20 protein-coding genes are annotated in these 22,987 nt (G+C 46.9%); 14 read left to right on the top strand and 6 right to left on the bottom strand.

All coding sequences use genetic code 11. The annotated features are described in order from the left end of the window. Positions 1-35: 35 nt before the first annotated feature. From OF158_RS11740 to OF158_RS11730, 3 genes are all read left to right on the top strand, one after another. On the top strand, positions 36-563 hold the full coding sequence (locus OF158_RS11740) for a DUF84 family protein (RefSeq protein WP_026683712.1): 528 nt from the start codon (positions 36-38) through the stop codon (positions 561-563). Between the two features lie 255 nt (positions 564-818). Next, positions 819-2,156 carry an IS1380 family transposase gene (locus OF158_RS11735; protein WP_080966412.1) on the top strand — a complete coding sequence of 446 codons (1,338 nt, stop codon included), beginning with the start codon at positions 819-821 and terminating at the stop codon, positions 2,154-2,156. A 68-nt stretch (positions 2,157-2,224) separates the two neighbouring features. After that, positions 2,225-2,878: an MFS transporter gene (locus tag OF158_RS11730; protein WP_326244242.1), complete on the top strand. Its 654-nt coding sequence runs from the start codon at positions 2,225-2,227 to the stop codon at positions 2,876-2,878. A 96-nt stretch (positions 2,879-2,974) separates the two neighbouring features. Here OF158_RS11730 and OF158_RS11725 read toward each other — a convergent pair whose 3' ends face one another. Next, complete coding sequence (locus tag OF158_RS11725; RefSeq protein ID WP_155375937.1) at positions 2,975-3,151, bottom strand: hypothetical protein; 177 nt, start codon at positions 3,149-3,151, stop codon at positions 2,975-2,977. 183 nt (positions 3,152-3,334) lie between these two features. Between OF158_RS11725 and OF158_RS11720 the strand changes: the two genes are divergently transcribed. Both OF158_RS11720 and OF158_RS11715 read left to right on the top strand, forming a co-directional pair. Next, positions 3,335-6,100, top strand: coding sequence for a hybrid sensor histidine kinase/response regulator (locus OF158_RS11720; RefSeq protein ID WP_035184270.1), 2,766 nt, complete (start codon positions 3,335-3,337; stop codon positions 6,098-6,100). Between the two features lie 288 nt (positions 6,101-6,388). Beyond that, on the top strand, positions 6,389-7,228 hold the full coding sequence (locus tag OF158_RS11715; protein ID WP_080738174.1) for a CheR family methyltransferase: 840 nt from the start codon (positions 6,389-6,391) through the stop codon (positions 7,226-7,228). A gap of 93 nt (positions 7,229-7,321) precedes the next feature. On the opposite strand, the gene OF158_RS11710 is transcribed toward OF158_RS11715, so the two are convergent. Continuing rightward, the gene (locus OF158_RS11710; protein ID WP_035184275.1) at positions 7,322-8,461 is read right to left on the bottom strand and encodes a SpoIIE family protein phosphatase; all 1,140 of its coding nucleotides are present in this window, start codon (positions 8,459-8,461) and stop codon (positions 7,322-7,324) included. 143 nt (positions 8,462-8,604) lie between these two features. Between OF158_RS11710 and OF158_RS11705 the strand changes: the two genes are divergently transcribed. The 3 genes from OF158_RS11705 (at position 8,605) to ytpR (ending at position 10,486) form a co-directional block, all read left to right on the top strand. Continuing rightward, positions 8,605-8,919: a thioredoxin family protein gene (locus OF158_RS11705; RefSeq protein ID WP_014097687.1), complete on the top strand. Its 315-nt coding sequence runs from the start codon at positions 8,605-8,607 to the stop codon at positions 8,917-8,919. Between the two features lie 148 nt (positions 8,920-9,067). Beyond that, the gene (locus tag OF158_RS11700; protein WP_017550264.1) at positions 9,068-9,862 is read left to right on the top strand and encodes a DUF1444 domain-containing protein; all 795 of its coding nucleotides are present in this window, start codon (positions 9,068-9,070) and stop codon (positions 9,860-9,862) included. 18 nt (positions 9,863-9,880) lie between these two features. Next, the gene (gene ytpR / locus OF158_RS11695; RefSeq protein ID WP_014097689.1) at positions 9,881-10,486 is read left to right on the top strand and encodes a YtpR family tRNA-binding protein; all 606 of its coding nucleotides are present in this window, start codon (positions 9,881-9,883) and stop codon (positions 10,484-10,486) included. 54 nt (positions 10,487-10,540) lie between these two features. On the opposite strand, the gene OF158_RS11690 is transcribed toward ytpR, so the two are convergent. Continuing rightward, the gene (locus tag OF158_RS11690; protein WP_014097690.1) at positions 10,541-11,179 is read right to left on the bottom strand and encodes a YhcN/YlaJ family sporulation lipoprotein; all 639 of its coding nucleotides are present in this window, start codon (positions 11,177-11,179) and stop codon (positions 10,541-10,543) included. 174 nt (positions 11,180-11,353) lie between these two features. Between OF158_RS11690 and OF158_RS11685 the strand changes: the two genes are divergently transcribed. From OF158_RS11685 to ccpA, 6 genes are all read left to right on the top strand, one after another. Continuing rightward, on the top strand, positions 11,354-14,482 hold the full coding sequence (locus OF158_RS11685) for a DNA translocase FtsK (protein WP_035184295.1): 3,129 nt from the start codon (positions 11,354-11,356) through the stop codon (positions 14,480-14,482). Between the two features lie 290 nt (positions 14,483-14,772). Next, positions 14,773-16,086 carry a UDP-N-acetylmuramate--L-alanine ligase gene (gene murC / locus OF158_RS11680; protein ID WP_035184298.1) on the top strand — a complete coding sequence of 438 codons (1,314 nt, stop codon included), beginning with the start codon at positions 14,773-14,775 and terminating at the stop codon, positions 16,084-16,086. 200 nt (positions 16,087-16,286) lie between these two features. Next, on the top strand, positions 16,287-16,817 hold the full coding sequence (locus tag OF158_RS11675) for a DUF948 domain-containing protein (protein WP_035184300.1): 531 nt from the start codon (positions 16,287-16,289) through the stop codon (positions 16,815-16,817). Positions 16,818-16,835: 18 nt separating this feature from the next. Then, entirely contained in the window at positions 16,836-17,213 is a 378-nt protein-coding gene (locus OF158_RS11670; protein ID WP_014097694.1) for a YtxH domain-containing protein, read from the top strand. Between the two features lie 409 nt (positions 17,214-17,622). Then, on the top strand, positions 17,623-18,699 hold the full coding sequence (locus OF158_RS11665) for a bifunctional 3-deoxy-7-phosphoheptulonate synthase/chorismate mutase (RefSeq protein WP_014097695.1): 1,077 nt from the start codon (positions 17,623-17,625) through the stop codon (positions 18,697-18,699). Positions 18,700-19,357: 658 nt separating this feature from the next. Then, positions 19,358-20,356 (top strand): catabolite control protein A, encoded by a 999-nt coding sequence (gene ccpA / locus OF158_RS11660; RefSeq protein WP_035184303.1) that lies wholly within the window; start codon positions 19,358-19,360, stop codon positions 20,354-20,356. Between the two features lie 95 nt (positions 20,357-20,451). On the opposite strand, the gene OF158_RS11655 is transcribed toward ccpA, so the two are convergent. The 3 genes from OF158_RS11655 to OF158_RS11645 are packed head-to-tail and all read right to left on the bottom strand — an operon-like array spanning position 20,452 to position 22,911. After that, complete coding sequence (locus OF158_RS11655) at positions 20,452-21,606, bottom strand: acetoin utilization protein AcuC (RefSeq protein WP_014097697.1); 1,155 nt, start codon at positions 21,604-21,606, stop codon at positions 20,452-20,454. Next, entirely contained in the window at positions 21,603-22,250 is a 648-nt protein-coding gene (locus OF158_RS11650; RefSeq protein WP_017550268.1) for an acetoin utilization AcuB family protein, read from the bottom strand. The genes OF158_RS11655 and OF158_RS11650 overlap by 4 nt, the downstream gene beginning before the upstream one ends. Before the next feature lie 28 nt (positions 22,251-22,278). Continuing rightward, positions 22,279-22,911 (bottom strand): GNAT family N-acetyltransferase, encoded by a 633-nt coding sequence (locus OF158_RS11645; protein WP_017550269.1) that lies wholly within the window; start codon positions 22,909-22,911, stop codon positions 22,279-22,281. Positions 22,912-22,987: the final 76 nt, after the last annotated feature.

Raw genomic sequence — 22,987 nt, 5'->3', positions numbered from 1 at the left:
AGGCAAAAATGCCCGAAATACAGAGGTGAAAGAATTTGATAATTGCAATTGGTTCGACCAATCCGGCAAAAGTGTCGGCTGTCCGGAAAGCCTTTGAAGTGCTTGACGGGCAGAAAATGGAATTTGTGGCTGCAGGTGTGCCATCCGGCGTAAAAGAACAGCCTTTTTCCGACGAAGAAACGCTGCAAGGGGCCATTAACCGCTCGAGGGCGGTCCTGGCAGCAAAAAATGCGGATATTGGTATTGGTCTTGAAGGTGGCGTGGTGGAAACCCCGCATGGCTTGTTTCTCTGCAACTGGGGTGCACTTGTCGTGGAAGGAGAAGAACCCTTCATCGCCGGCGGAGCAAGGATTCCGCTTCCGGAAGAAATCGCGGTTCGTTTGCGGGCAGGCGAAGAACTCGGACCTGTAATGGAAAACTATGCAAAAAAAGAAAACGTCCGCAAAAAAGAAGGCGCAATCGGTGTCTTCACCAATGAACTCGTCACGCGCGGCGACATGTTCACCCATATTACAAAGATGCTTTTGGGACAGTTTCTGTATCAGAAAAGAGTTGAAAAATGAATCAATTTCATAATTGCTCTTTTTAAAAAGACGGAGACCCGCAGAATTCTCAACTTGTAAAAATTTTTAATGCTTATGCAGCTTGTTGTGTTTGTTTTATCATGGCATTTATGCGGTCTGCGGCTAACTTTGATGCGTTATAAATTAGACCTGAATCCGTGACGAAATTTTCACTTAACGTTAACCCATTCGCATGAAATCTAGTATAATACGCATATCTATTAAATTTAACTCATTCCACATTCAGGTGATATAATGAAAAAGTTAGTGATAGAAGCCACGAAAGAACGAATTGTTGCCCAAAGCGGTTTAGCGATAGTAGGAAATTTACTAAATCTAACGAATTTAGCTTCCAGGTTAAATGCCTATCGACTCCCTGATATTTCCCGAAATCCCGTCTGTTCCAATGCTGATGTAGCCAAATCCTATATTGGCCTGCTTTGCCAAGGAAAAAGTGATTATGACAATATTGAAACCTTCCGCGAAGATGCCTTTTTTGCACTGGCTTTGGATATCCAAAGGGTTCCTTCCAGCCCGACTTTAAGGCAGCGACTGGACCAAGCTGCCTTGACGGAAAAATGGAAAGCGATCTTGCATGAAGAATCGCTGAATCTGATCCGCAATACAAATGCGGAAATTAGCCCAGTTTACGCCAAAGACAAGCCGTATATCCCGGTTGATCTGGATGTCTCCCCTTTTGATAACTCCAAAACAAAAAAAGAAGGAGTGGAAAGAACCTATAAAGGCTGCGACGGTTATGCACCTATGTTCGGTTACATTGGGCAGGAAGGCTACTGCCTGCATGTTGAGATGCGAAAGGGAAATAACCACTGCCAAAAAGGTACGCCGAATTTTATCAAGGAAACCATCCAATCTGCCAGGAGATTAACGGATCAGCCATTGCTTTTCAGGCTTGATTCCGGAAATGACAGCCGGGATAATCTCATCATTTTCTTGGAAGAACATGCAAGCTTTGTTATCAAACGCAATCCTCGTAAGGAAAAAGCAGAAGACTGGCTTCATATTGCCCAAAAATATGGGATCTGCTGTGAAGAACGGGAAGGAAAGAAGGTTTACCTTGGATCCATCCCCGAAACCATTCAATTAAAAGACCAGATACGAACCATCCGAAAAGTCTTTAAAGTGATCGAAAGAACCATCTCAAGAGACGGCCAGATTTTTTTGATTCCCGAATATGAATTTGAAACCTACTGGACAGATCTTGAAGTGCCGCCTCATGTGGTGATCTCTCTCTATCATGACCATGGCACATGCGAACAGTTTCACAGTGAAATTAAATCAGAACTGGATCTGGAACGGTTGCCATCGGGCAAATATGAAACGAATGGCCTTGTGCTCCATTTTGGTGTATTTGCGTATAATTTACTTCGTTTGATCGGACAAGAAAGCTTGAAAAAACAAGATGCACCATTGAAAAAGAAAGCAACACGAAGAAGAATCCGAACTGTCATCCAGAATATGATTACACTGGCTTCAAAGCTTGTTTACCAAGGTCGGCAATGGAAATTAAAAGTGACGGCGACCAACAAATGGTTGCCGACTTTTGCTCGCTTATACGATGCCTTTTACTAGACAACCAGGGTAATAAGCGATAAGAAGAAAAGCCGAAACAAACCAGAAAACTTGCAAAAAATGGAAATTTGCAGGTTTATTTGTCATGCCCTAAAATAAATGAAATAGGGAAATATTTACCTACTAAAACTACAAAAGTATATTTATTGAGTATTGAGATACATCTAGATATCCCCTCTTGGGAAAACTGCCTATTACCGACGTTTGTTAGATTTTCGTCACGGATTCAGGTATTAATAAATAGCCGAATTCTTTTATCTATCTCCATATCTACGGCTATTTTAAATTTTTGCAGAACTGCTTTTGAAACCATTTACATACTATACATAGTAAGGAATGTTGGAATGCACGCATCGCAAATTGGATTAATCTATGGGTTAGGAAGTATTGGAGGGATAATAGGGGCTTACTTTTCTGAATTTATTTCAAAAAAGATGGGTATTGGGATATCGATCATTGGTGCTACCGTTTTAATCGGAGTTGGGGGAATCATTGTTTTTACACCCTACTTTCACTCTAAAACCATCGCTTTAATCTTACTTACTTTAGGACAGATGCTATCCGGATTTGGAAACATGCTCTATTTTGTAAGCCAGGTCAGTTTAAGACAGGCTATTACGCCATTAAAAATTTTAGGTAGCGTAAATGCAAGTAATCGGTTTATAACAAGGGGAGCGATGCCACTGGGGGCGTCATTGGAGGCGTTCTTGGCTCGTATTTAGGTTTGAAAATGTCGTTATTTATTTTTGCAGCGGGATTTTTTCTTTCAACCGTAATATTATGTATCACCTCAATTTACAAGATAAGGAGTCTTAATATTAATCTAAACCTATAGAAAATCTATCATTTAAATTCATAAAATTCATTCGTCTCAACTCGATTGCTTGATTGGGGAGCCTGTTACCAAGGGATACATCGTCCTGCGGTTGCAAGGCCTTTTTTGATTTTAGGAAAAGTAAAAACGGGGCGGTTTGATGGTAAATACGCATCATCATCCTCTCCCCCCCTTTAGCCTTGTAAAAAAACTTGATTCCTGCTACGAAATGTAACAAATTTGTCACAGATTGATGGTATAATATGTTGAAAAATCGGGAATAAAGTATAAGCTTCAATGGCTTTATCACTTGTCTTAGAAGTATCGATATATCCGGCAGATGGAAAAACAGGGGGAAGAAAGCATGGGCTTTAAGAAAAAACAATATGCAGGGTTCGGCGTGATCCTCGCTTTTATGCTTGTTACGGCTGTGGTCATGCTCGTTTCCATGAATCATATGAAAAAAAACATGTCTGAAATCGTGCAGGACCGCTATGTGAAAGTAAAAATGGCAACGGAGATCCAGCTGCTGTTTTCGCAGTCCGACCGGGAACTTTTGGCCATTATTAATGATGAAAAAGCAAGCGGCACGGAAACCGCTATTCAAAATATTACGGATAACCGTGCAAAAATCGAATCAAGGCTGAACCAGCTAGACAATATATTAAACCATAACCAGGCAAAGGATATTTTGGCAAAGCTCCAAAATGAATTTGCTTCCTACACGGAAACGGAAGAAACGATTATCAATGACGCCAGGCACAATAAAACGGTGCCGTCCGGAGTGATTTCCGACTATCAAACGAAACGGAGCCACTTAACGGGATATATTACCGATTTTAAAAATTTCCAGGAAAACTTAATGTCGAAAGCAATGAAAAATGCCAGCCAGCTGGAAAAAAACTTGCTGCAGATGATTGTGGTTTCTTCCGGGCTGATGATTGCCGTGATGCTGTTTATTGCTTACTGGATTGTATCGGGAACGGCGAAAAGCTTAAACAACATTTCCAAAGTAATGACGCATATCAATTACGATGACCTTACGTCACTGCCGCGGGTGGATGTGAAGACAGAGGATGAAATCGGGGAAATCGGTGCAGCTTTTAACCGGATGGCCGCATCGCTTGAGCAGGCAAGCCAGAAAGAAAAAAATTATATTGAACAAATATCGGAAAGAAACTGGATGCAGACGACGCTTGCCGAAATGGCGACGATGTATCAGAATATCACCCATATCAACACGCTGGCGGAACGGTTTATTCAAAAAGCCGTACCGGTTATGGCAGCCTCGATGGGTGCCTTTTATTTGAAAAGAGGAGAAAAAACAAAAGCCGAGTTTGTCAAAATTGCTGCTTATGCGGAAGACCGCGGGAATCCGGGCCGCGAAAAATTTTCATACGGGGAGGGGCTGGCCGGCCAGTGTGCGTTAGAAAAAGAGAGCCGGATCATTACCGATGTTCCCGAAAATTATTCGCTAATTTCGACCGGTTTGGATGAAGCGAAACCGCGTAGCATTCTGATTGCGCCTGTCATTTATGAAGAGGAAGTACTGGCGGTTTTGGAACTGGCAAGCCTGGAGGAGTTCACGCCGGCGCGGCTTGAGCTCATCAAGCAAATCAACCATACACTCGGGATGGCAATCAACAGTGTCCTGAGCAGAATGGAGGTTGAGCGGCTTTTGAAAGAATCGCAAATGATGACGGAAGAGTTGCAGGCCCAGTCGGAGGAGTTGCAATCGCAATCGGAAGAACTGCAAGCCCAGTCGGAGGAATTGCAGTCGCAGTCTGAAGAATTGCGCATGATCAATGAACAGCTTGAGGAACGGACGAAAGAAGCGGAAAAAAGAGCGCAGGAACTGGAAAAAACAAAGCATCAGTTGGAAGAAAAAGCAGAGCAGCTTATCCAGAGCTCGCAGTATAAATCTGAATTTCTTGCAAATATGTCGCATGAACTGCGGACGCCGCTCAACAGCATTCTGCTTCTTTCCGAAATGCTGGCGGATGAATCGGAAGAGGGCAATCTGACCGAAGAACAAAAAGAATTCGCCCGTGTGATCCATTCATCCGGCAGTGACTTGCTCAATTTAATTAACGATATACTTGACTTGTCCAAAGTAGAAGCCGGCAAGATGGAAATTGTCATTGAAGAGACGAACACCCGTGAATTGCCAGTGTATGTCGGCAACCAGTTTGCTTATTTGGCAGAACAAAAAGGGCTTGAACTGAAGATTGATGTCGATGAGAATGTGCCGGATTTGATTTATACCGACCAGCGGCGTTTCCAACAGATCGTGAAGAACCTGCTTTCAAATGCCGTCAAATTTACGGAAAATGGTTCGGTGACGTTCCGGATGCGCAAAGTGAGCGCAGAAACAGCCGGAAAATACGTGAAAACGGAAGACGCAGATTTTTGGCTGGAAGTGGCTGTGCAAGACACGGGGATCGGGATTCCGGAAAAGAAACAGGATCTCATTTTCGAAGCCTTCCAGCAAGGGGACGGTGCAACCGGCCGCAAATACGGCGGTACGGGACTCGGTTTGTCCATTTGCCGCGAGTTTGCCCGTTTGCTCGGCGGCACAATCTGTCTCGACAGCACTGTCGGAAAAGGGAGCACCTTCATTTTGTATATTCCAAGCTTGCCGAACGGGATGACCGCTACGGAAGAAGTGTCCGCGCCGGAAAGCGAAGTAGCGCCGGCATTGCTGCATGAAGAAGATCAGCAGCCGGGCGAAGAAGCATCAGCCGATCAGGCGCTCCGAAATAAAACGGTGCTGATTTGTGACGATGACAACCGGAACATTTATGCACTGAAAAAGGCGCTGTCGAAAGAAGGCATGAAAGTGCTTGTGTCGCAAAACGGTTTCGAATGCCTGGATATGCTGGACCTTCACAAAGAGGTCGACATCGTCCTCATGGATATTATGATGCCGGGCATGGACGGTTATGAAACGATGCAAAGAATTCGGAAGAACGATGCATTTGCGGATTTGCCCATTATCGCTCTGACAGCAAAAGCGATGAAAGGCGACCGGCAAAAGTGTCTGGGCGCCGGCGCAACAGATTACATCAGCAAACCGCTGAAGATGGACCAGCTGTTATCTGTCATGCGGGTATGGCTGCCGCTAGAATAAAGGCAGGCTGAGGGAAGGAAGCCCGTGAAAAAGCGGAGAGAGGGGTACGGGGTGAAGGAAGGCTGTACATTTTGCTTGCTTTCTTCACGCAGGGAAGTCCGAAAAAAATTCGTTACAGGAATTTCTTTGTAAAAAAGGCCGCAAATTTAGCCCGCTATCTTCACATAGGCATGCTTCAAGTAAAGGAAGCACGGGAAATTTTGTTGCTTTTTAGCGGCCGTTGCGAAATGAATGCCATTTCCGCAATTTCAACAAGCCCAAACTTTAGAATGATGGAGTGCAAAAAGCGTGAAAAAAAACCAACTAACGGATGAGGACATCAAAAAGCTCGAACTGGATATGCTGCTATTTGCCATTTACCGGATATCTGGCTACGACTTCCGCCAGTATGCCCGTTCTTCCATTGAAAGGCGGGTTACGCACCGGATGCGGCTCGAAAACCTGCCGAGCATCAGCGCGCTAATCGAAAGGGTGATCCATGAACCCGAATTCCTTGAAGTGCTGTTAAATGATTTGTCCATTCAAGTGACAGAAATGTTCCGGGATCCGGACTTTTTTGTCGCCTTTCGCGAAAAAGTCGTCCCGGAATTAAGGCAGTACCCGGAAATCCGGATCTGGCATGCAGGCTGCTCCTCGGGTGAAGAAGCCTATTCGATGGCCATTCTATTGGACGAAGAGGGGCTGCGCGAAAAAACGAGAATTTATGCAACTGATATGAATGAACGAGTGTTGCGCCAGGCGGAAAGCGGCGCCTTTTCGCTTCATAAAATGCAGACGTATACGAAAAATTATTTCCAAGCAGGTGGGAAACGCGAATTTTCCTATTATTACACGGCCGATGCCCAGCATGCCTATTTCAATAAGAGCCTTGCGGAAAATATCGTATTTGCCCAGCACAATCTTGTCACGGACGGTTCGTTTAATGAGTTCCATGCGATTATTTGCCGGAACGTTATGATCTATTTTGACCAAAACCTTCAGAAAAAAGTTTTGCGATTATTTGATGAAAGTTTAACGAACCGGGGATTTTTAGGGCTCGGCCATAAAGAAACCGTGCGGACAATTGATACGGAAGGAAAGTATGAGGTTTTTGACAGAGAAGAAAAAATTTACCGAAAAAAAGCATAACCATTTAAAAAACGGCGAGACACTGCGATCTCGCCGTTTTTTACTGTATTTTCGCCGGACAACCCCTATATCCCGCTTAGTAAGCCCTAGCACTTATTTTGCCTGCACGAGCACAACACACATATCATCCGGCTGTTGTTCCTGCAGTTCTTTGGCAAGGACGGTATCCAAGGGGGAAGCGGCCTTTTCTGGAGACCAAGTGGATGAAGCGAGCTGCTGCAGGATTTTCAAGCCGTCGTGGCTGTCCGAATCGAGTGCTTCCATTACGCCATCTGTAAATAAAAGGAGTTGCAGGCTCTCATGGTAACGGAGCACCTGCTTTTCCACTTTCAATTGCGGGAAGAAGCCGACAGCACATCCGCCTTCCGAAAGCGACACGACTTCCTTTTCATCCACGAGGGCAAAAGCGGGCGGGTGGCCGGCATTCACATATTCGATCGTTTTGCTGGCACAGTCGAGCACAAGGTAGATGGCTGTAAAATAATCCTGCAACCCGCCATTTTTATTCAGGTAAAGCATCAGTTCGTTTAATTTCTGCATCACCGTTTCAGGGTCTGCCTTGCTTTGCATTAAATCCCTTAATTTGGAAGAAATAAACATGCAGACGAGCGATGCCGAAATCCCGTGCCCCATCACATCGAGCAGCATGAGGCTGTAACGGTGATCATCCATTTTATACCAGTAATAAAGATCACCGGCCAGTTGATGAGCCGGTTTGTACGAAGATGTAATGGAAAGACAGTTTTCTTTTATCGGTTCGCTCAAAAGTGTGCGCTGAACCTGCATTGCAAGATCGAGCTCGTCTTTTAAATGCCTTTCCTGTTCCGCATGCCATTCTTTCTCTTCTTTCAGGCGCAGTGCTACTTTAAGGCGGGCGATCAGCTCGACTTTGTTGATCGGCTTAGTAATATAATCGATTCCCCCGGCGTTCAGTGCTTCCGCCAGCTTCCGGGCATCATCAAGCGCAGTCAGGAAAATGACGGGAATATCACGAAAAAGCTGTGACTGCTGCAGCATCCGGCACGCTTCAATACCATCGATTTCGGGCATCATAATATCCATCAAAATGCAGTCGGCAGGCGGTTTTGGCGCGTGTTCCTCATTTAGATGCAAATAAGCGAATAATGCTTTCGCCGAAGTGAAAGATACATACTGATTATATCCGGCATTTTTTAAAGTTTTTTCTATGACAAATAAATTTACTTTATGGTCATCTACAATTAAAATGGTCATGAAGTCTACCCCTTATGTAAAAAGTCCATTTCCCGCAAACTGCTTAATTTTCATTATACCGGGAAAGCCGGGTGATGAAAAATGAAACAGCTCTGCCGTTACGGTATAATAAAAAGAAGACACAGAAACTGGAGGGTTTAACCATGCAGGAATTGCAATCAATGGAAGATTTTAAAAACTTGAAAGAAAACGGGACACATATTTTTTTGTTCTCAGCGGACTGGTGCCCGGACTGCCGCTTCTTAGACCCGTTTATGCCGGAAATTGAAAAAGAATACAGCGATTATACTTTTGTCCATGTTGACCGCGATAAATTTTTGGATTTATGTGCGGATCTTGATGTATACGGGATCCCGAGTTTTGTCGCATTCCGGGACGGCAAGGAAATCGGCCGTTTCGTCAGCAAAGACCGGAAAACAAAAGAAGAAGTCGAAAAATTTATCGAAAGCCTTGCCTGAATCATAGATGATCAAGCCGCATTGAACGCGGCACCATCCGAATGCATACGCATATTTTCAGGAAAGACAAAAAGCAGGCCGAAATCCCCCTCTTTGCGGACGGGGGATTTTTCCTAAGCTGGGGGATAAAGGAGGTGCCAACCGGAAAATGGATACGAAACAATTAAGACGGGAGCTGGAAAAAAGGCTGGAGAAAAAAGGACGGATTTTTTCCTATGACCGTGAAAAAGATGTACTTCGGGTCGAAAATGAAGACACACACCAGGGACTCAATATTTCCCTGCCGGAGATTGCCGCCAAATGGGCTACCCAAAAAGAAGAAGCGATTAAAGAAGTTGTCTATTATGCGGAAGCAGCGCTCGGTGTAATGGGGAAAAACCATTCGCTTAATGGCCGGGAAAAAAGTATTTTTCCTGTGATCCGGTCCACTTCTTTTCCAGAAGAAGCTCCAGGAGGCATCCCGTTTTTAACCGATGCGCACACGGCCGAGACGCGCATTTATTACGCGCTTGATCTGGGGAATACGTACCGGTTGATCGATCTTCAAATGCTGGAGCGGGAAGAGTGGAGCCCGGAACAAATTCGGGAAACGGCGCGGTTTAATTTACGGTCGCTTTCCACGAAAATGAAAAAAGACACTGTCGCAGGGAATGATTTTTATTTCTTGAACACGAATGATGGCTATGATGCAAGCCGGATTTTAAATGAAAAGTTATTGCAGGAAATGTCCGAGAAAACGGAAGGGGAAATGGTTCTTGCTGTTCCCCATCAGGATGTTTTAATTATAGGTGACATCCGCAATGAAACAGGTTATGATATAATCGCGCAAATGGCGATGAATTTTTTTGCAAACGGCCATGTGCCGATTACTGCCCTCTCATTTTTATATCAGGACGGCGAATTGGAGCCGGTCTTTATTTTGGGCAAAAACCGGAAGTCTTGAAAGGAGTACGTTTCGTTTATGAATGTTTTTTACAACCGCGAAGGCATCGGCGATACATTGATTGTTATGATCAAAGACGCGGAGCATGCCGCTTATGAAAAGAGAGGCACGGTTGCCCGCATTTATGATGAAAAGACAAAAGAAACAGCCGGGTTCAATATTTTTGAAGCATCCCGGTACGGCGCGTTTGAAGGAAGCGGCCCCGTGAAACTGACGGAAGCTTTACTCGACAAGCTGAACGGAATACTCGCCGAAAACGGGTTCGATGAAAAACTGGACGCCGACTTGTCCCCGAAATTCGTTGTCGGGTATGTAAAAGAAAAGGAAAAGCACCCGGATTCTGATCATTTAAGCATCTGCCAGGTTGACACCGGTGCTGAGACATTGCAAATTGTCTGCGGCGCGCCGAATGTGGAAGCCGGGCAAAAAGTTGTGGTTGCAAAAACAGGCGCTGTTATGCCGAACGGGATGATCATCAAAGATGCCGTGCTGCGCGGCGTGGCTTCAAGCGGCATGATCTGCTCGGCGCGTGAACTCGGGCTCCCGAATGCACCGCAGAAAAAAGGCATCCTTGTGCTGGACGGGCAATACGAAGTCGGAAGCGAATTTCCGCTGCCGGAATAAAAAGCCGGATGCCAAAAAAAGGGCTGCATCACGCGGGATGCGGCCCTTTTTCGCTTATCTTGATCCGTTCGGAAAGACACGCTGAATGATATCGTTAAACTGGTTAAAAAATCCTGAAATCGGGCGGCCGTTTCGGATGTCATTGACGTAATCACTCATCTGGTCAAAGAAATCCGGATTTTCGGAAATGTACACATCATTGATCGATGGATCGGTTTGCTTGACAACTTTCGAAATTTTGTTTTTCAGTTTTTTGTCAAGTTTGTCGTTGTTTTGGTTCCTTTCCAGTAAGACAGCCACATAAGCATTGTCATTCGTGGCGATGACACGCGCTTGTGCTACCTCTTTTAAATTCTCAATGCTGCGCGCAATACGGTTGGCCACCCGGACGTTATTGTTGTTATTATTGTTGTTGTTGCCGTTGCCGTTATTGTTCGTCAAATTGGCGTTGTTGATCCCTTGTGTACCCCGTGTATTATTTGTCAAATCAGCGCCATTATTGCCGTTTGTTCTTCCTGTATTGTAACGGACATTATTGTAACGCACATCATTATTGTCGGCTGTGTCGTTATAGCGTACAGGCCGTGCATTGTTGCGGTTGCCATTATTGTCGCCAGCACCGTTATTGTTTCCGCATCCCATCAACAGCCCGGATGCAAGCCCGATGCCGAGCAATGCTTTTGCGATCTTCAATCCATTCCCTCCTTCAAAAAAATAGTATCACTCATAATGTGCCTAACCCCGATTTTTTTATGCCGGCATGCCTGTGTTAAAAAATCCCTCGAAAAACATGTGTTTCCTTTGTATAATGGAAGGTGAGAAGAATTTTTGAAAGGCTCTTCGGACGCATGAGCAAAGGAAAGAGTGATGAATTTGAGCTGGATTAAAAAAATGGCAAAATATTTTAAGGATGAAAACGTGCACGAAGAGGCCCCGGAACAACCCGGGCTTTACCAGGCACGCCCGGACAAAATAGATACCCGTGTGGCTTATCATTATCCGAAAAAACAGTTTCGTTTTCCTGTAATTCCGGATCAGGAAGGGGCGCGCCGGAAGACGGCTGAAAAACCGGAAAAGCAGCGGCCACGGGCAAAAAAACATCGTCCCGAGCCACAGTCTGAACGGAGCGAAAAAGTGCAAAAAGGCCATCCTTTCCGGCCGACGGATATCCCGTCCCCGGTCTTTGGATTTAAACGGCCGACAAATGATTCTGCGCAGGAAGAAACAACAGTGTTGGAATACGAGCTGGAAGATCATTACAAAAAGGATATCCGTCTCTTGGATATGGCGAAACTGCAGCAATTGCTTGATTTTGCAGAAAATCCGGGCACGGACGGCGAACGGAACCTGACAACACCTGAACACGGCATGGCGGATCAATTGTTCGAAGAGAAAAAAATGGATTTACCGGCAGATCAAGCCGGGCGCGCAACAGCGGATCAGGCGGAAAAGGGCGAACCTGTCCAAACGGAAACAGGGCATGGCGAAGATTCACCAGGTGCGGCAGATGAAGCCGAAGCGACATACAAGCTTGAGAAAACCGGCACAATTCCGTCTGATGAATCGGAACAGCCGAAAGCGGAAATGCCGGAATCTGGCCCGGTAAGTGAACTGCCAAAAGAGGATGCGGCGGCCATTTCTCTGGAAGCAAGTACGGCGGGCCTTGCAAATGAACCGGAAACCTCTTCGTCATATACTTCGGAAAAAGCCGAAGCCATCCAGGTAAACGAACCAGACCAGCAAAACGCAGGAACACTGGGATCCGACCCGGCAAGTGACCCGGCAAAATCGGAAGAGACTCCGGCATCCGCTTTGGAGAACATGGAGCCAGAACAACATAGCATGGGCACGCCGGAATCTTTAGCAGCAGGCATGCTGGAGAAATCCGGCATAAGCCTGGCAGATGAGCCGGAAACAGAGAAAGCTGCTTCGGCAAGTGAACCGGAAAAAGCCGAAACCGATCCGGCAAACGAACCGGAAAAAGGGAATGCCACGGCCATTTCTCCGGAAGAACCCGGCACAAACCCGGCAGATGAATCGGAACAGCTAAAAGCGAAAACGCCGGGATCCGATTCGGCAAGTGTGCTGCCAAAAGAGGATGCAGCGGCTGTTTCTCCGGAAGCAAGTACGGCGGCCATTGCAAGTGAACCGGAAAAAGCTTCCTCGGCATATGCTTCGGAAAAAACCGAAGCCATCCTGGTAAATGAACCAGACCAGCAAAACGCAGGAACACTGGGATTCAATCCGGCAAGTGAATTGTCAAAAGAGGATGCCGCCGTTTCTCAAGAGGCAAGCATGGCGGACCTTGCAAATGAGCCGGAAACCCCTTCGGCATATGCTTCGGAAAAAACCGAAAAAAATGCAGGAAATGAACCGGAACAGCGGCATACGGAGATGGCGGGCACTTCTCCGTCATCCGGCGAAGCAACAAAAACGGAAAGACGCCCGCGAAAGCATCTGCCGTTTAACGTGCTGATGCTGAAACAGGACCGCCGGAGGATCACAGAAAAGAAAGAGGCCCCGGGTCCCCGGCCGGAACAAGAAAATCCGGCCGAAAACAGCGGTGAAAAACCGTTTTCTTTCCCGCCGCTTTCGTTGCTGGAGCCGCCGGTGAAGCAGACCCGGGATGAGGAGTGGATCAAAGAACAAAGCTATACGCTGGATGAGGCACTTGAAAATTTCAATGTCCGCGCGAAAGTGGTAAACGCAAGCCAGGGGCCTTCCGTCACCCGGTTTGAAGTCCAGCCTGAACCGGGCGTAAAAGTCAATAAAATCACCAATCTGAACGACGACTTAAAATTAAGCCTCGCTGCGAAAGATATCAGGATCGAAGCGCCGATTCCGGGCAAGCATACGGTCGGCATTGAAATCCCGAACTTGAAAAGCCGCCCTGTCCGTTTGCGTGAGATCATCGGTGATCCCGTATTTCAAAACAGCAAATCTCCGTTGACGGTTGCGATGGGCCTGGATATTTCGGGGAAACCGGTTGTAACCGACCTGCAAAAAATGCCGCACGGGCTGATTGCAGGCGCCACCGGATCGGGAAAAAGCGTCTGTATCAATTCGGTGCTTGTTTCGCTCCTGTATAAAGCGGCGCCGCAGGATTTGAAACTGCTCCTGATCGACCCGAAAATGGTGGAGCTTGCGCCATATAATCAAATTCCGCATCTCGTCAGCCCTGTCATTACAGATGTCAAAATGGCAACAGCGGCATTAAAGTGGGCGGTTGAAGAAATGGAAAGGCGTTATGAATTGTTTGCCCATGAAAGTGTGCGCGATATTCACCGTTATAATGAAATGGCCGTCCGTACCCGCAGGTTTTCCGAAAAGCTGCCGTATATTGTCATTGTCATCGATGAGCTCGCTGATTTAATGATGACCTCACCGGGGGATGTCGAAGATGCCATCTGCCGGATTGCACAAAAAGCGCGCGCCTGCGGGATTCACCTGATTCTGGCGACACAGCGGCCGAGCGTGGATGTCATTACCGGCTTAATCAAGGCCAATATCCCGACGCGCATTGCTTTTTCCGTCTCTTCACATGTCGATTCGCGCACCATTATTGATATGAGTGGGGCGGAAAAACTGCTAGGCAAAGGGGACATGCTGTTTTTGGAAAACGGCACTTCCAAACCGGTCCGGCTGCAGGGCACTTTTGTGAGCGACCGTGAAATCGACGATGTTGTGTCATCTGTAAGGGAAACCGCAGAGCCGGAATATTTGTTCCAGCCTGAAGAATTGCTGAGACAAACGGAAACGGGCGAAGAAGAAGACGAGCTTTTTCCCGACGCCTGCGAATTTGTCATTCACCAGGGCGGGGCGTCCACGTCACTTTTGCAGCGCAATTTTCGGATCGGCTATAACCGGGCCGCCCGTCTGATTGATATGATGGAGCAGCAGGGGATTATTTCCGGGGCGAAAGGAAGCAAGCCGCGGGATGTTTTAATAACGAAAAGCGAATTTATGCAAATGCAGGAAGCAGAAAGCAGAGAGTGATCGTTTTTCCTTATAGCCGGCAGCTGTTTTGGCAAGGATAGAGGAAAAAGGGCATGCGGAATGCGGATGTGCGCTGCCCTTTCCGGCTTCCGGCGGGCTGCGGGCAAAATTCCGTTTTTTCATGTTCACGGCTGCCTGGAAATGATATAATGATGGAGTATGAATTTTTTATGATGGGCATGAAGGCAGCCGTATAAAGCCTGTACAGCTGCTATGGAAACATGCCTTATCGCACATGGCGGGTTTTTATCATATACTGCATACATATAGACAGTGTTGGAGGTTCTATTATGACTGTATACCATTTCGTAGGGATTAAAGGATCGGGCATGAGCGCACTGGCACAGATCCTGCATGACATCGGATACGAAGTGCAGGGGTCTGACGTGGAAAAGCGCTTTTTTACCCAGCAGGCATTAGAAGATGCTGGCATTAAGATCCTGCCTTTCAACCGGGAAAATATTCACCCCGGCCTGACGGTGATTGCCGGCAATGCTTTTCCCGATACGCACGAAGAAATTGATGAAGCGATGAAACGCGGTATTCCTGTGATCCGTTACCATAAATTTCTCGGTGAGTTTTTGAAAAATTTTACGAGCGTTGCTGTAACAGGCGCGCACGGTAAAACATCGACTACCGGGCTGCTTGCCCATGTCATGCATGAGATCAAGCCCACTTCCTATTTGATCGGGGACGGAACGGGAAAAGGGGTTCCGGGAGCGGAATATTTTGTATTTGAGGCGTGTGAATACCGGCGCCACTTTCTTTCCTACCATCCGGATTATGCGATTATGACCAATATTGACTTCGACCATCCGGATTATTATGCGAACATTGACGATGTCTTTTCCGCCTTTCAAGAAATGGCACTGCAAGTCAAAAAAGGCATCATCGCTTACGGGGACGACGAGCAGCTGCAAAAAATCCAGGCGAAAGTGCCGGTTGTTTTTTATGGCTTTGAAGAAGGCAACGATTTTCAGGCAAGAAATATTGTGACGGAGCCGCAAGGAACGAAATTCGATGTGGTGGTCCGCAATAATTTTTATGGGACGTTCGAAATTCCCTCTTTCGGGAACCACAACGTGCTGAATGCGCTTGGGGTCATCGCCCTCTGCCAATACGAAGGCATCGAAAAAGAAGCGGTTGAAACGCATTTAAAAACATTTCACGGGGTCAAACGCCGCTTTACGGAAAAAGAAATCGGCACGCAAATCATCATTGATGACTATGCCCACCATCCGACTGAGATCAAGGCAACCATTGATGCCGCGCGGAAAAAATATCCGGAAAGAGAGCTTGTCGCCGTATTCCAGCCGCATACTTTTAGCCGCACGCAGGCATTTCTTACAGAGTTTGCGGAAAGCTTAAACCTTGCAGACCGGGTTTTTCTGTGCGATATTTTTGGCTCGGCGCGCGAACACCACGGGAAGCTTTCTATTTACGATTTGCAGGAAAAAGTCAGCGGATCTCAAATTATCAAGGAAGAGGACATGTCCCCGCTTCTTGGCATTGAAAACAGTGTCATTCTCTTTATGGGTGCCGGGGACATCCAAAAGTACCAAAAGGCATACGAAACATTGCTGCAAAAGCATGTAAGCCGGTAAGGCAAAGGCATTGTCCGAAAAACAGGCGGGCAATGTCTTTTTTTGTTATAAGATTTGTCAAGCAGAAAATGTTTCCATTTTTGTTGGCACAAGGCGGCCGTTATGCGAAAATAAGGATGGTACCCGCAAAGATTTCAACCCCATAGTTTAAGGAAGGCGATTTGGGGTAATTTTATTGTACATGGAGGTGGTAACGAAAGATGAAAATCATCCTGTATTTAAGCGTGGCGCTGATTGCTGTTGCATTCCTTATTCTGGTCATCGCCCTGACGAGGACATTGAAATCATTAAGCAAAACATTGGACAACTTGTCGGATACGGTAAAGGGCCTTGAAGGGCAGATGCACGGCATTACAGAGGAATCAACAAAATTACTGGAAAAAACGAATGTGTTGGTTGAAGACATCGAGCATAAATCGGAAAGGCTGAACAGTGTCGTCTATGCCGTGGAAGATATCGGTGTTTCCGCCCAGCAACTGAGTCAGGCGCTGCGTAAAGTCACAACATCGATTGCTTCGGCCGTCAGCAAAAGGCAGGACAAAATTGCACAGGCCGTGCAATGGGGCGCTGCGCTGAAGGAAATAAAAGATAGATGGTCGGGTAAAAAAGGTACAGGCACAGGCACGAATGAAACCCATCCTGTCCATGCCAAAGACCCTGTCCCGAAACACCTTCTTGAAGAACCGGCCCGCAATGATGAAAGGCTGCTCCAACGGGTAAGAAATTCATAAACTGAAGGAGGAATTTACATGTCTGAAGAACAAATGTCCACGAAAGATTTTTTGACTGGTGCAATTGTCGGTGGTGTTGTCGGTGCTGCAGTAGCGCTTATGCTGGCGCCGAAATCGGGGAAAGAACTTCGGGAAGACTTAAGCGGCCAGGTGGAAACCATTAAAGGAAAAACAGACGGCTGGCGCGAATTTGCGACCGAAAAAGGGACCCAGCTCGCTTCGCAGGCTGCTGAAAAAACAAAACAAGTCCGCGATTTTGCCGTGCAGAAAGGCAGCCAGCTGAAAGACAGCGCCGTTCAGACCGCGCAGCAGGCAAAAGATAAAGCACAAACGGATATGGAAAATGTGAATCAACAAAGTTCAAATTCAGGCAGTTCCTCATCGGTTGGTGAGTAAGCGCAAAAAAAGCGGCATATCAGCCGCTTTTTTTGTGCTTTTCAGACGGGAAAACAGAACAAGACGGATGATACGCGCCAAACGACAGCCGCTCTTTGTGCGTTTTTTTCAGATGGAGCGGTATAATATGAATTGAAGTTTTTCGCGACATAATCAATTACGATCAGGATGGACATGGCGACTGGCAAAACGAAAAGAAAGAGGGAACCTTTTTCCGAGAAAAACATATAAAACTATAACAGGACGGGTATTGCTTTAGCACATAAAAGCGTTTATCCGATAAAGAATTTTTTCGTGACTTTTTAAAAAGAATCGATTATAATAAGTGCTAATCACTTGTAAGCTTCTATGGTAATAGACGCCGGCAACAAAATGAGATAAGGATATTGACAGAGAGGATGAGAGGTTCGTGGGGAACAGAGAGCTTGAACAATTGCGGAAAGAAGTTGAAGAAGTAAACTTAAAGCTGCTGGAGCTGATCAACAAGCGGGGTGAGCTCGTCCAGGAAATCGGGAAACTGAAAGAAGCTCAGGGTGTAAACCGCTATGATCCAGTCCGGGAACGCGAAATGCTGAATGCCATTAAAGAACATCACGATGGCCCGTTTGAAATGTCTACCATTGAACATTTATTTAAAGAGATCTTTAAAGCGGCCCTTGAACTGCAGGAAGATGACCATCGGAAAGCATTGCTCGTTTCGCGGAAGAAACAGCCAGAAAATACAATTGTTGATATTAAAGGCGAAAAAGTGGGCGACGGCAACCCGTATTTTGTATTCGGCCCGTGTTCGGTTGAATCGTACGACCAGGTTGCGGCTGTTGCGGCATCCGTAAAAGCGAAGGGGCTGAAACTGCTTCGCGGCGGCGCTTACAAACCGCGCACCTCTCCGTATGATTTTCAGGGGCTTGGACTTGAAGGCCTGAAAATTTTAAAACAGATTGCCGATGAATATGATCTCGCTGTTATCAGTGAAATCGTGACACCTGCTGATCTCGAAAAAGCGGTCGATTACCTCGATGTCATCCAAATCGGCGCGCGCAATATGCAGAATTTCGAGCTGTTGAAAGCGGCAGGTTCCATCCAAAAGCCGATTCTCTTAAAACGCGGACTCGCGGCAACGATTGAAGAATTTATGAATGCCGCTGAATATATTATGTCAAGAGGAAACGGACAGATTATACTTTGCGAACGGGGCATCCGGACGTACGAACGGGCGACCCGCAATACGCTCGATATTACGTCGGTGCCGATTTTAAAACAGGAAACGCATTTGCCAGTATTTGTGGATGTGACCCATTCGACAGGGAGAAGGGATTTGCTCCTTCCAGCTGCCAAAGCGGCGTTTGCGATCGGAGCGGACGGTGTCATGGCGGAAGTGCACCCGGATCCGGCAGTCGCACTTTCGGACGCAGCTCAGCAAATGGATTTGAAACAGTTCGATGCATTTTATCAGGAAATCCAATCCGCTTTGCCGGCGAAAATATAAGGATCAGCATCCGGCCTTCTGCCTTGCAGAAGGTTTTTCTTTGTGGGGGATTTTTCCGGCCGTGTGGTGGCGTCGTCCTATCATTTTTAAACGCAAGAACATCGAATGGCGGATAAACTAGGGATTGTTGAATAAGCGAAATTCCTTCACGTAGACGGTCTCTAGGTAAAGGAATGCCATCGTTTTTCGCGCCTTCTTAACATAGACGGGTTCTAAGTGAAGGAATGTCTTCATATTAGCTTGCTTTCTTAACGTAGACGCGCTCTAAGTAAAGGAATCCATCCAAAGTTCAGGCAGCCACGGCTAAGGAAGCGGGCAATATTCCAGCAAAAGCTCAAATTGGACAAAATTCCGCTGTCATGTTGCTGCATACGGCACGAAAGAAGCGGCGCCAACGTCCAGACGTCGTCTTTACCCCTAAAATTCTTTGTGAAGAATGTGGCAATTTTGTGTCAAACCTTGCAGGAAGTTTTTGCCTGGCTTATCATATATGGTATAATGAGAAGTCTAATGAACCGATAGAAGTGTCGAACGCGATCGTGTTTGGGCATTTTTTTGTACGATACACCAGAGGAAAAAACCTTACATTTCTATGTTTAAGACAGGCTGAATGGTGAAAACTATGAACAGGACTTGTATATTGGAGAGTGATTGAAAGATGAATATTACGATTTATGATGTTGCCCGTGAAGCCAACGTTTCCATGGCAACGGTGTCGCGGGTTGTTAACGGAAACCCGAATGTGAAACCGACAACAAGGAAGAAAGTGCTCGAAGTGATCGACCGGCTCGGCTATCGCCCGAATGCGGTTGCACGCGGCCTCGCCAGCAAAAAGACGACAACCGTAGGCGTCATTATCCCGGATGTGTCGAATATGCTGTATGCGGAACTTGCCCGCGGGATTGAAGATATCGCAACGATGTACAAATACAATATTATTCTAAGCAATTCCGACCAGAATAAGGAAAAGGAACTGCGCCTTTTGAACACGATGCTCGGCAAACAAGTGGACGGCATTGTGTTTATGAGCGGGAATATTACGGAAGAGCATATTGAGGAATTTGAAAAATCTTCTGTTCCGATCGTACTCGCCGGGTCGATTGAACCTACGGGAAAAATTCCGTCCGTTAATATCGATTATAAAAAAGCGACAATTGAAGTGATCAGCGAATTTGTCAAAAAGGGACATAAGGAAATTGCATTGGTAATCGGGCCGCTGCATGATGCGGTCAACCGCGAATTGCGCCTGGAAGGATACAAAGAAGCGCTCCGTAATGCGGGCATCGAATTCGATGAGGATTATGTTCTGGAAGGGGACTATACATATGATTCCGGCATAGAAGCATGGCAACGGCTTCAGGAATTGGACAAGACCCCTACTGCCGTGTTTGTCGGAAACGATGAAATGGCACTCGGCGTAATCCACGGCGCCCTTGATGCCGGTGTTAACATTCCGGAACAGCTGGAAGTCGTTTCTTCCGATAATACGCGTCTCGCTGAAATGGTGCGCCCGCAGCTGACTTCCGTTGTCCAGCCGTTGTATGATATCGGTGCTGTTTCAATGCGGCTTTTGACGAAATACATGAACAAAGAAACCGTAACGGAAAACCAGGTCATCCTGCCGCACCGTGTGGAATACCGGAATTCGACAAAATAAAAAAGCAGCATGGGCGTAAACGGTAACGCTCACCATTGAAACGAATAGAATGAATAAGGCCGGTGCTGCCAGAATGATCTGGCAGGGCCGGCTTTTTATTTTGTCTGTTTAATGAATTGCAGCAACCGGTTCAGCACAAGCCGGTTTTTTTCTTCAATTTCCGGTTTGCGCGGGATCGGGCGGTATAAACCTACCGGGTCGTCCCATCTTTCAGGCAGGGGGTAGGGGGAGATTTTTTGCCATTTTTCAAGCCATGCAGTAGGGATCTCTCCGCTTCCGCCTTCCCTTTCCGCCATTTCCAGCCAAATGAGCGACCAGGCCCGCGGCACGACCCGCCAAATGTCATAGCCGCCCCCGCCAGTTGCAATCCACCGGCCTTCACAATATTCGTGCGCCATTTTGTGGGCCAGTTTCGGAATTTCGCGGTAAATGTTCATCGTCGCGGACAAATGGGTGAGCGGGTCATAATAATGGGCATCCGCCCCGTTTTGCGTGACCAGTACATCCGGCTTGAAGTATGCTGCGATTTCTTCCAATGCTTTTGCATAACATTCCAGCCATGATTCGTCTTCTGTAAACGCATCCAAAGGAATATTGAAAGAATAGCCATATCCTTTTCCCGTTCCCCATTCGTTAACATTGCCGGTGCCAGGGAAAAGGTAACGGCCCGTTTCGTGGATGGAAAACGTACAAACATTTTCATCATCGTAAAAAGCCCACTGCACGCCGTCACCGTGGTGGGCATCCGTGTCCACATAAAGAACGCGCGCGCCGTATTGTTTGCGCAAATATTTAATGGCAATTGCCGTATCGTTGTAGATGCAAAATCCGGAAGCTTTGCCGCGGAATCCGTGATGCAGCCCGCCGCCAAGGTGCAGAGCATGCCGCGCCCTCCCCGACATCACTTCTTCGGCTGCCTGCAATGTACCGCCGGCGATTAAAGCGCTCGCTTCGTGCATATTCGGAAAAACGGGGGTGTCTTCTGTCCCGAGCCCGTAATTCTCTGCTTTGACCGGATCAAGTTTTCCATGCCCGGCCAGTTTTACGGCTTCCACATATGACGGGTCATGGATGAGCAACAGTTCCTCATCAGTAGCTTTCCGTGGTTTGACAATATCCTCCCCACTCAAAGCCCCGATCGCTTCGAGCAGTTCTTTAACCAATTGGAGCCGCATCTGGTTAAACGGGTGGTCATCGCGGAAACGATAAGCCAGCAAATCGGTGGAATAGACGAAAACAGCATCTTTCATCGCGGCATCCCCGGCATATTTGGCCAGAGTACTTCATAGCCGGCCTCCTTCAAATGCGTAATGAGGGACACCGGGTTCATCGTGCTGACCCGGAACACGAGCACACGGTTTTCCTCATTTTTACGGTCGGGGTAAATCAGCACACTTAAAATATTCAGATGATGTTCGTATATGATTTCGGTGATATCGCGCAGGATGCCGGTCCGGTTGCGGGCGCGGATTTCAATCTGCGAACTCGGATGTCCTGCGCCGGTCAGATCTACAAAAGTCTGAAGCAGATCGGTCCCTGTCACAATTCCGACCAGCTGCCCGTTTTCAAGAATCGGCAGGCAGCCGATCCGGTTGTCATTCATGAGCGCGGCAATGTCTTCGATAAAATCGAGCGGATGCCCTGTCAAAAGGTCCGTTTTCATAATTTTTTCAAGCGGCAGCGAAAGTTTTTCCAGCTGCTCGCCTGGGAAAAACGGATTGGGCGCCACTTCCTTGATGTCCCGTTCGGTGACGACGCCGCACAGTTTGCCGTTTTGATCGAGTAGCGGGATATGGCGGATCTGCTCCTTCTGCATCAATTTTAGCGCGTCTTGTACGGTATGCCGGGGTGACAGCGTCTTGACGTCTTTTTGCATGATTTCTTCCACAATCATCTTTACCCATCCCCTTTTTGCCGAAGTTTTAGTACATATACCGGTTTTTAAAGCGGATCCGGTCAAATTTTTCAATCGATTCCTGATCGACTCTTTTTCCGATCCGCACCATTAGGCAGTTTGCCGGATGTGAACAAATTTCGGGATCATCCGTTGCGAACCATTTCAAGCCACCTGCTGCCATCATTTTTTCCATCATCTTCCGGTATTCCCACACGTTCAGGCCGGTCCCTTTCATATCCCAGTGCCAGTAATATTCGGTTGTAATAATAATGTAATCTTCCATCGCGTCGTCCATCATGGAGACTTTCAGCAAATGCTTGCCGACAGCGCATCCCCGGTATTTCGGAATGACTTCGATCGCGCCAAGTTCGAGAAGATTATCCATATGACCCTCTGACCAGCGTTCGAGCGGGTCCGGGAAAAGAAACGTGACATAGCCGACGACTGTATTGCCGCTGCGTGCCAGAATGATCCTTCCCTCCGGCAGGTCGGCAATTTCAATCAGGGCAGCATGCTGTTTCGGCGCGGGGCGGAAAGCTTTTAAGTCTTCATGGAATGCCATTTCCGCAAGCCTTTTCCCGGGAACCGGCCCTTCAATCACAAGTGGCCCTGCTTTTGTGGGCAATTCGATAGAGTAGTATGTTTTCTTATGTTCCATTTTTCCACCATCCCTTGAACAAATCAAAAGAAAAACGTAAGATGAATGACCGTTCATTTCACAATTTCATCATCTC

It is taken from the genome of Weizmannia sp. WK01, from assembly GCF_025905465.1.
In the GTDB taxonomy this organism is placed as follows: Bacteria; Bacillota; Bacilli; order Bacillales; family Bacillaceae_C; genus Weizmannia; species Weizmannia faecalis.
Note: the sequence above shows the minus strand (reverse complement) of the source record. Positions and strands in the feature narration are given on the sequence as shown.

Bases quoted from the DNA above. Each gene is read 5' to 3' on its own strand.
- OF158_RS11685 (WP_035184295.1), top strand. From the start codon at position 11,354: ATGAATTTGAGCTGGATTAAAAAAATGGCAAAATATTTTAAGGATGAA.
- ytpR (WP_014097689.1), top strand. From the start codon at position 9,881: ATGAATGTTTTTTACAACCGCGAAGGCATCGGCGATACATTGATTGTT.
- OF158_RS11720 (WP_035184270.1), top strand. From the start codon at position 3,335: ATGGGCTTTAAGAAAAAACAATATGCAGGGTTCGGCGTGATCCTCGCT.
- OF158_RS11705 (WP_014097687.1), top strand. From the start codon at position 8,605: ATGCAGGAATTGCAATCAATGGAAGATTTTAAAAACTTGAAAGAAAAC.
- OF158_RS11675 (WP_035184300.1), top strand. From the start codon at position 16,287: ATGAAAATCATCCTGTATTTAAGCGTGGCGCTGATTGCTGTTGCATTC.
- OF158_RS11670 (WP_014097694.1), top strand. From the start codon at position 16,836: ATGTCTGAAGAACAAATGTCCACGAAAGATTTTTTGACTGGTGCAATT.
- ccpA (WP_035184303.1), top strand. From the start codon at position 19,358: ATGAATATTACGATTTATGATGTTGCCCGTGAAGCCAACGTTTCCATG.
- OF158_RS11710 (WP_035184275.1), bottom strand. From the start codon at position 8,461: ATGACCATTTTAATTGTAGATGACCATAAAGTAAATTTATTTGTCATA.
- OF158_RS11645 (WP_017550269.1), bottom strand. From the start codon at position 22,911: ATGGAACATAAGAAAACATACTACTCTATCGAATTGCCCACAAAAGCA.
- OF158_RS11725 (WP_155375937.1), bottom strand. From the start codon at position 3,151: ATGATGATGCGTATTTACCATCAAACCGCCCCGTTTTTACTTTTCCTA.
- OF158_RS11655 (WP_014097697.1), bottom strand. From the start codon at position 21,606: ATGAAAGATGCTGTTTTCGTCTATTCCACCGATTTGCTGGCTTATCGT.
- OF158_RS11735 (WP_080966412.1), top strand. From the start codon at position 819: ATGAAAAAGTTAGTGATAGAAGCCACGAAAGAACGAATTGTTGCCCAA.
- OF158_RS11700 (WP_017550264.1), top strand. From the start codon at position 9,068: ATGGATACGAAACAATTAAGACGGGAGCTGGAAAAAAGGCTGGAGAAA.
- murC (WP_035184298.1), top strand. From the start codon at position 14,773: ATGACTGTATACCATTTCGTAGGGATTAAAGGATCGGGCATGAGCGCA.
- OF158_RS11650 (WP_017550268.1), bottom strand. From the start codon at position 22,250: ATGATTGTGGAAGAAATCATGCAAAAAGACGTCAAGACGCTGTCACCC.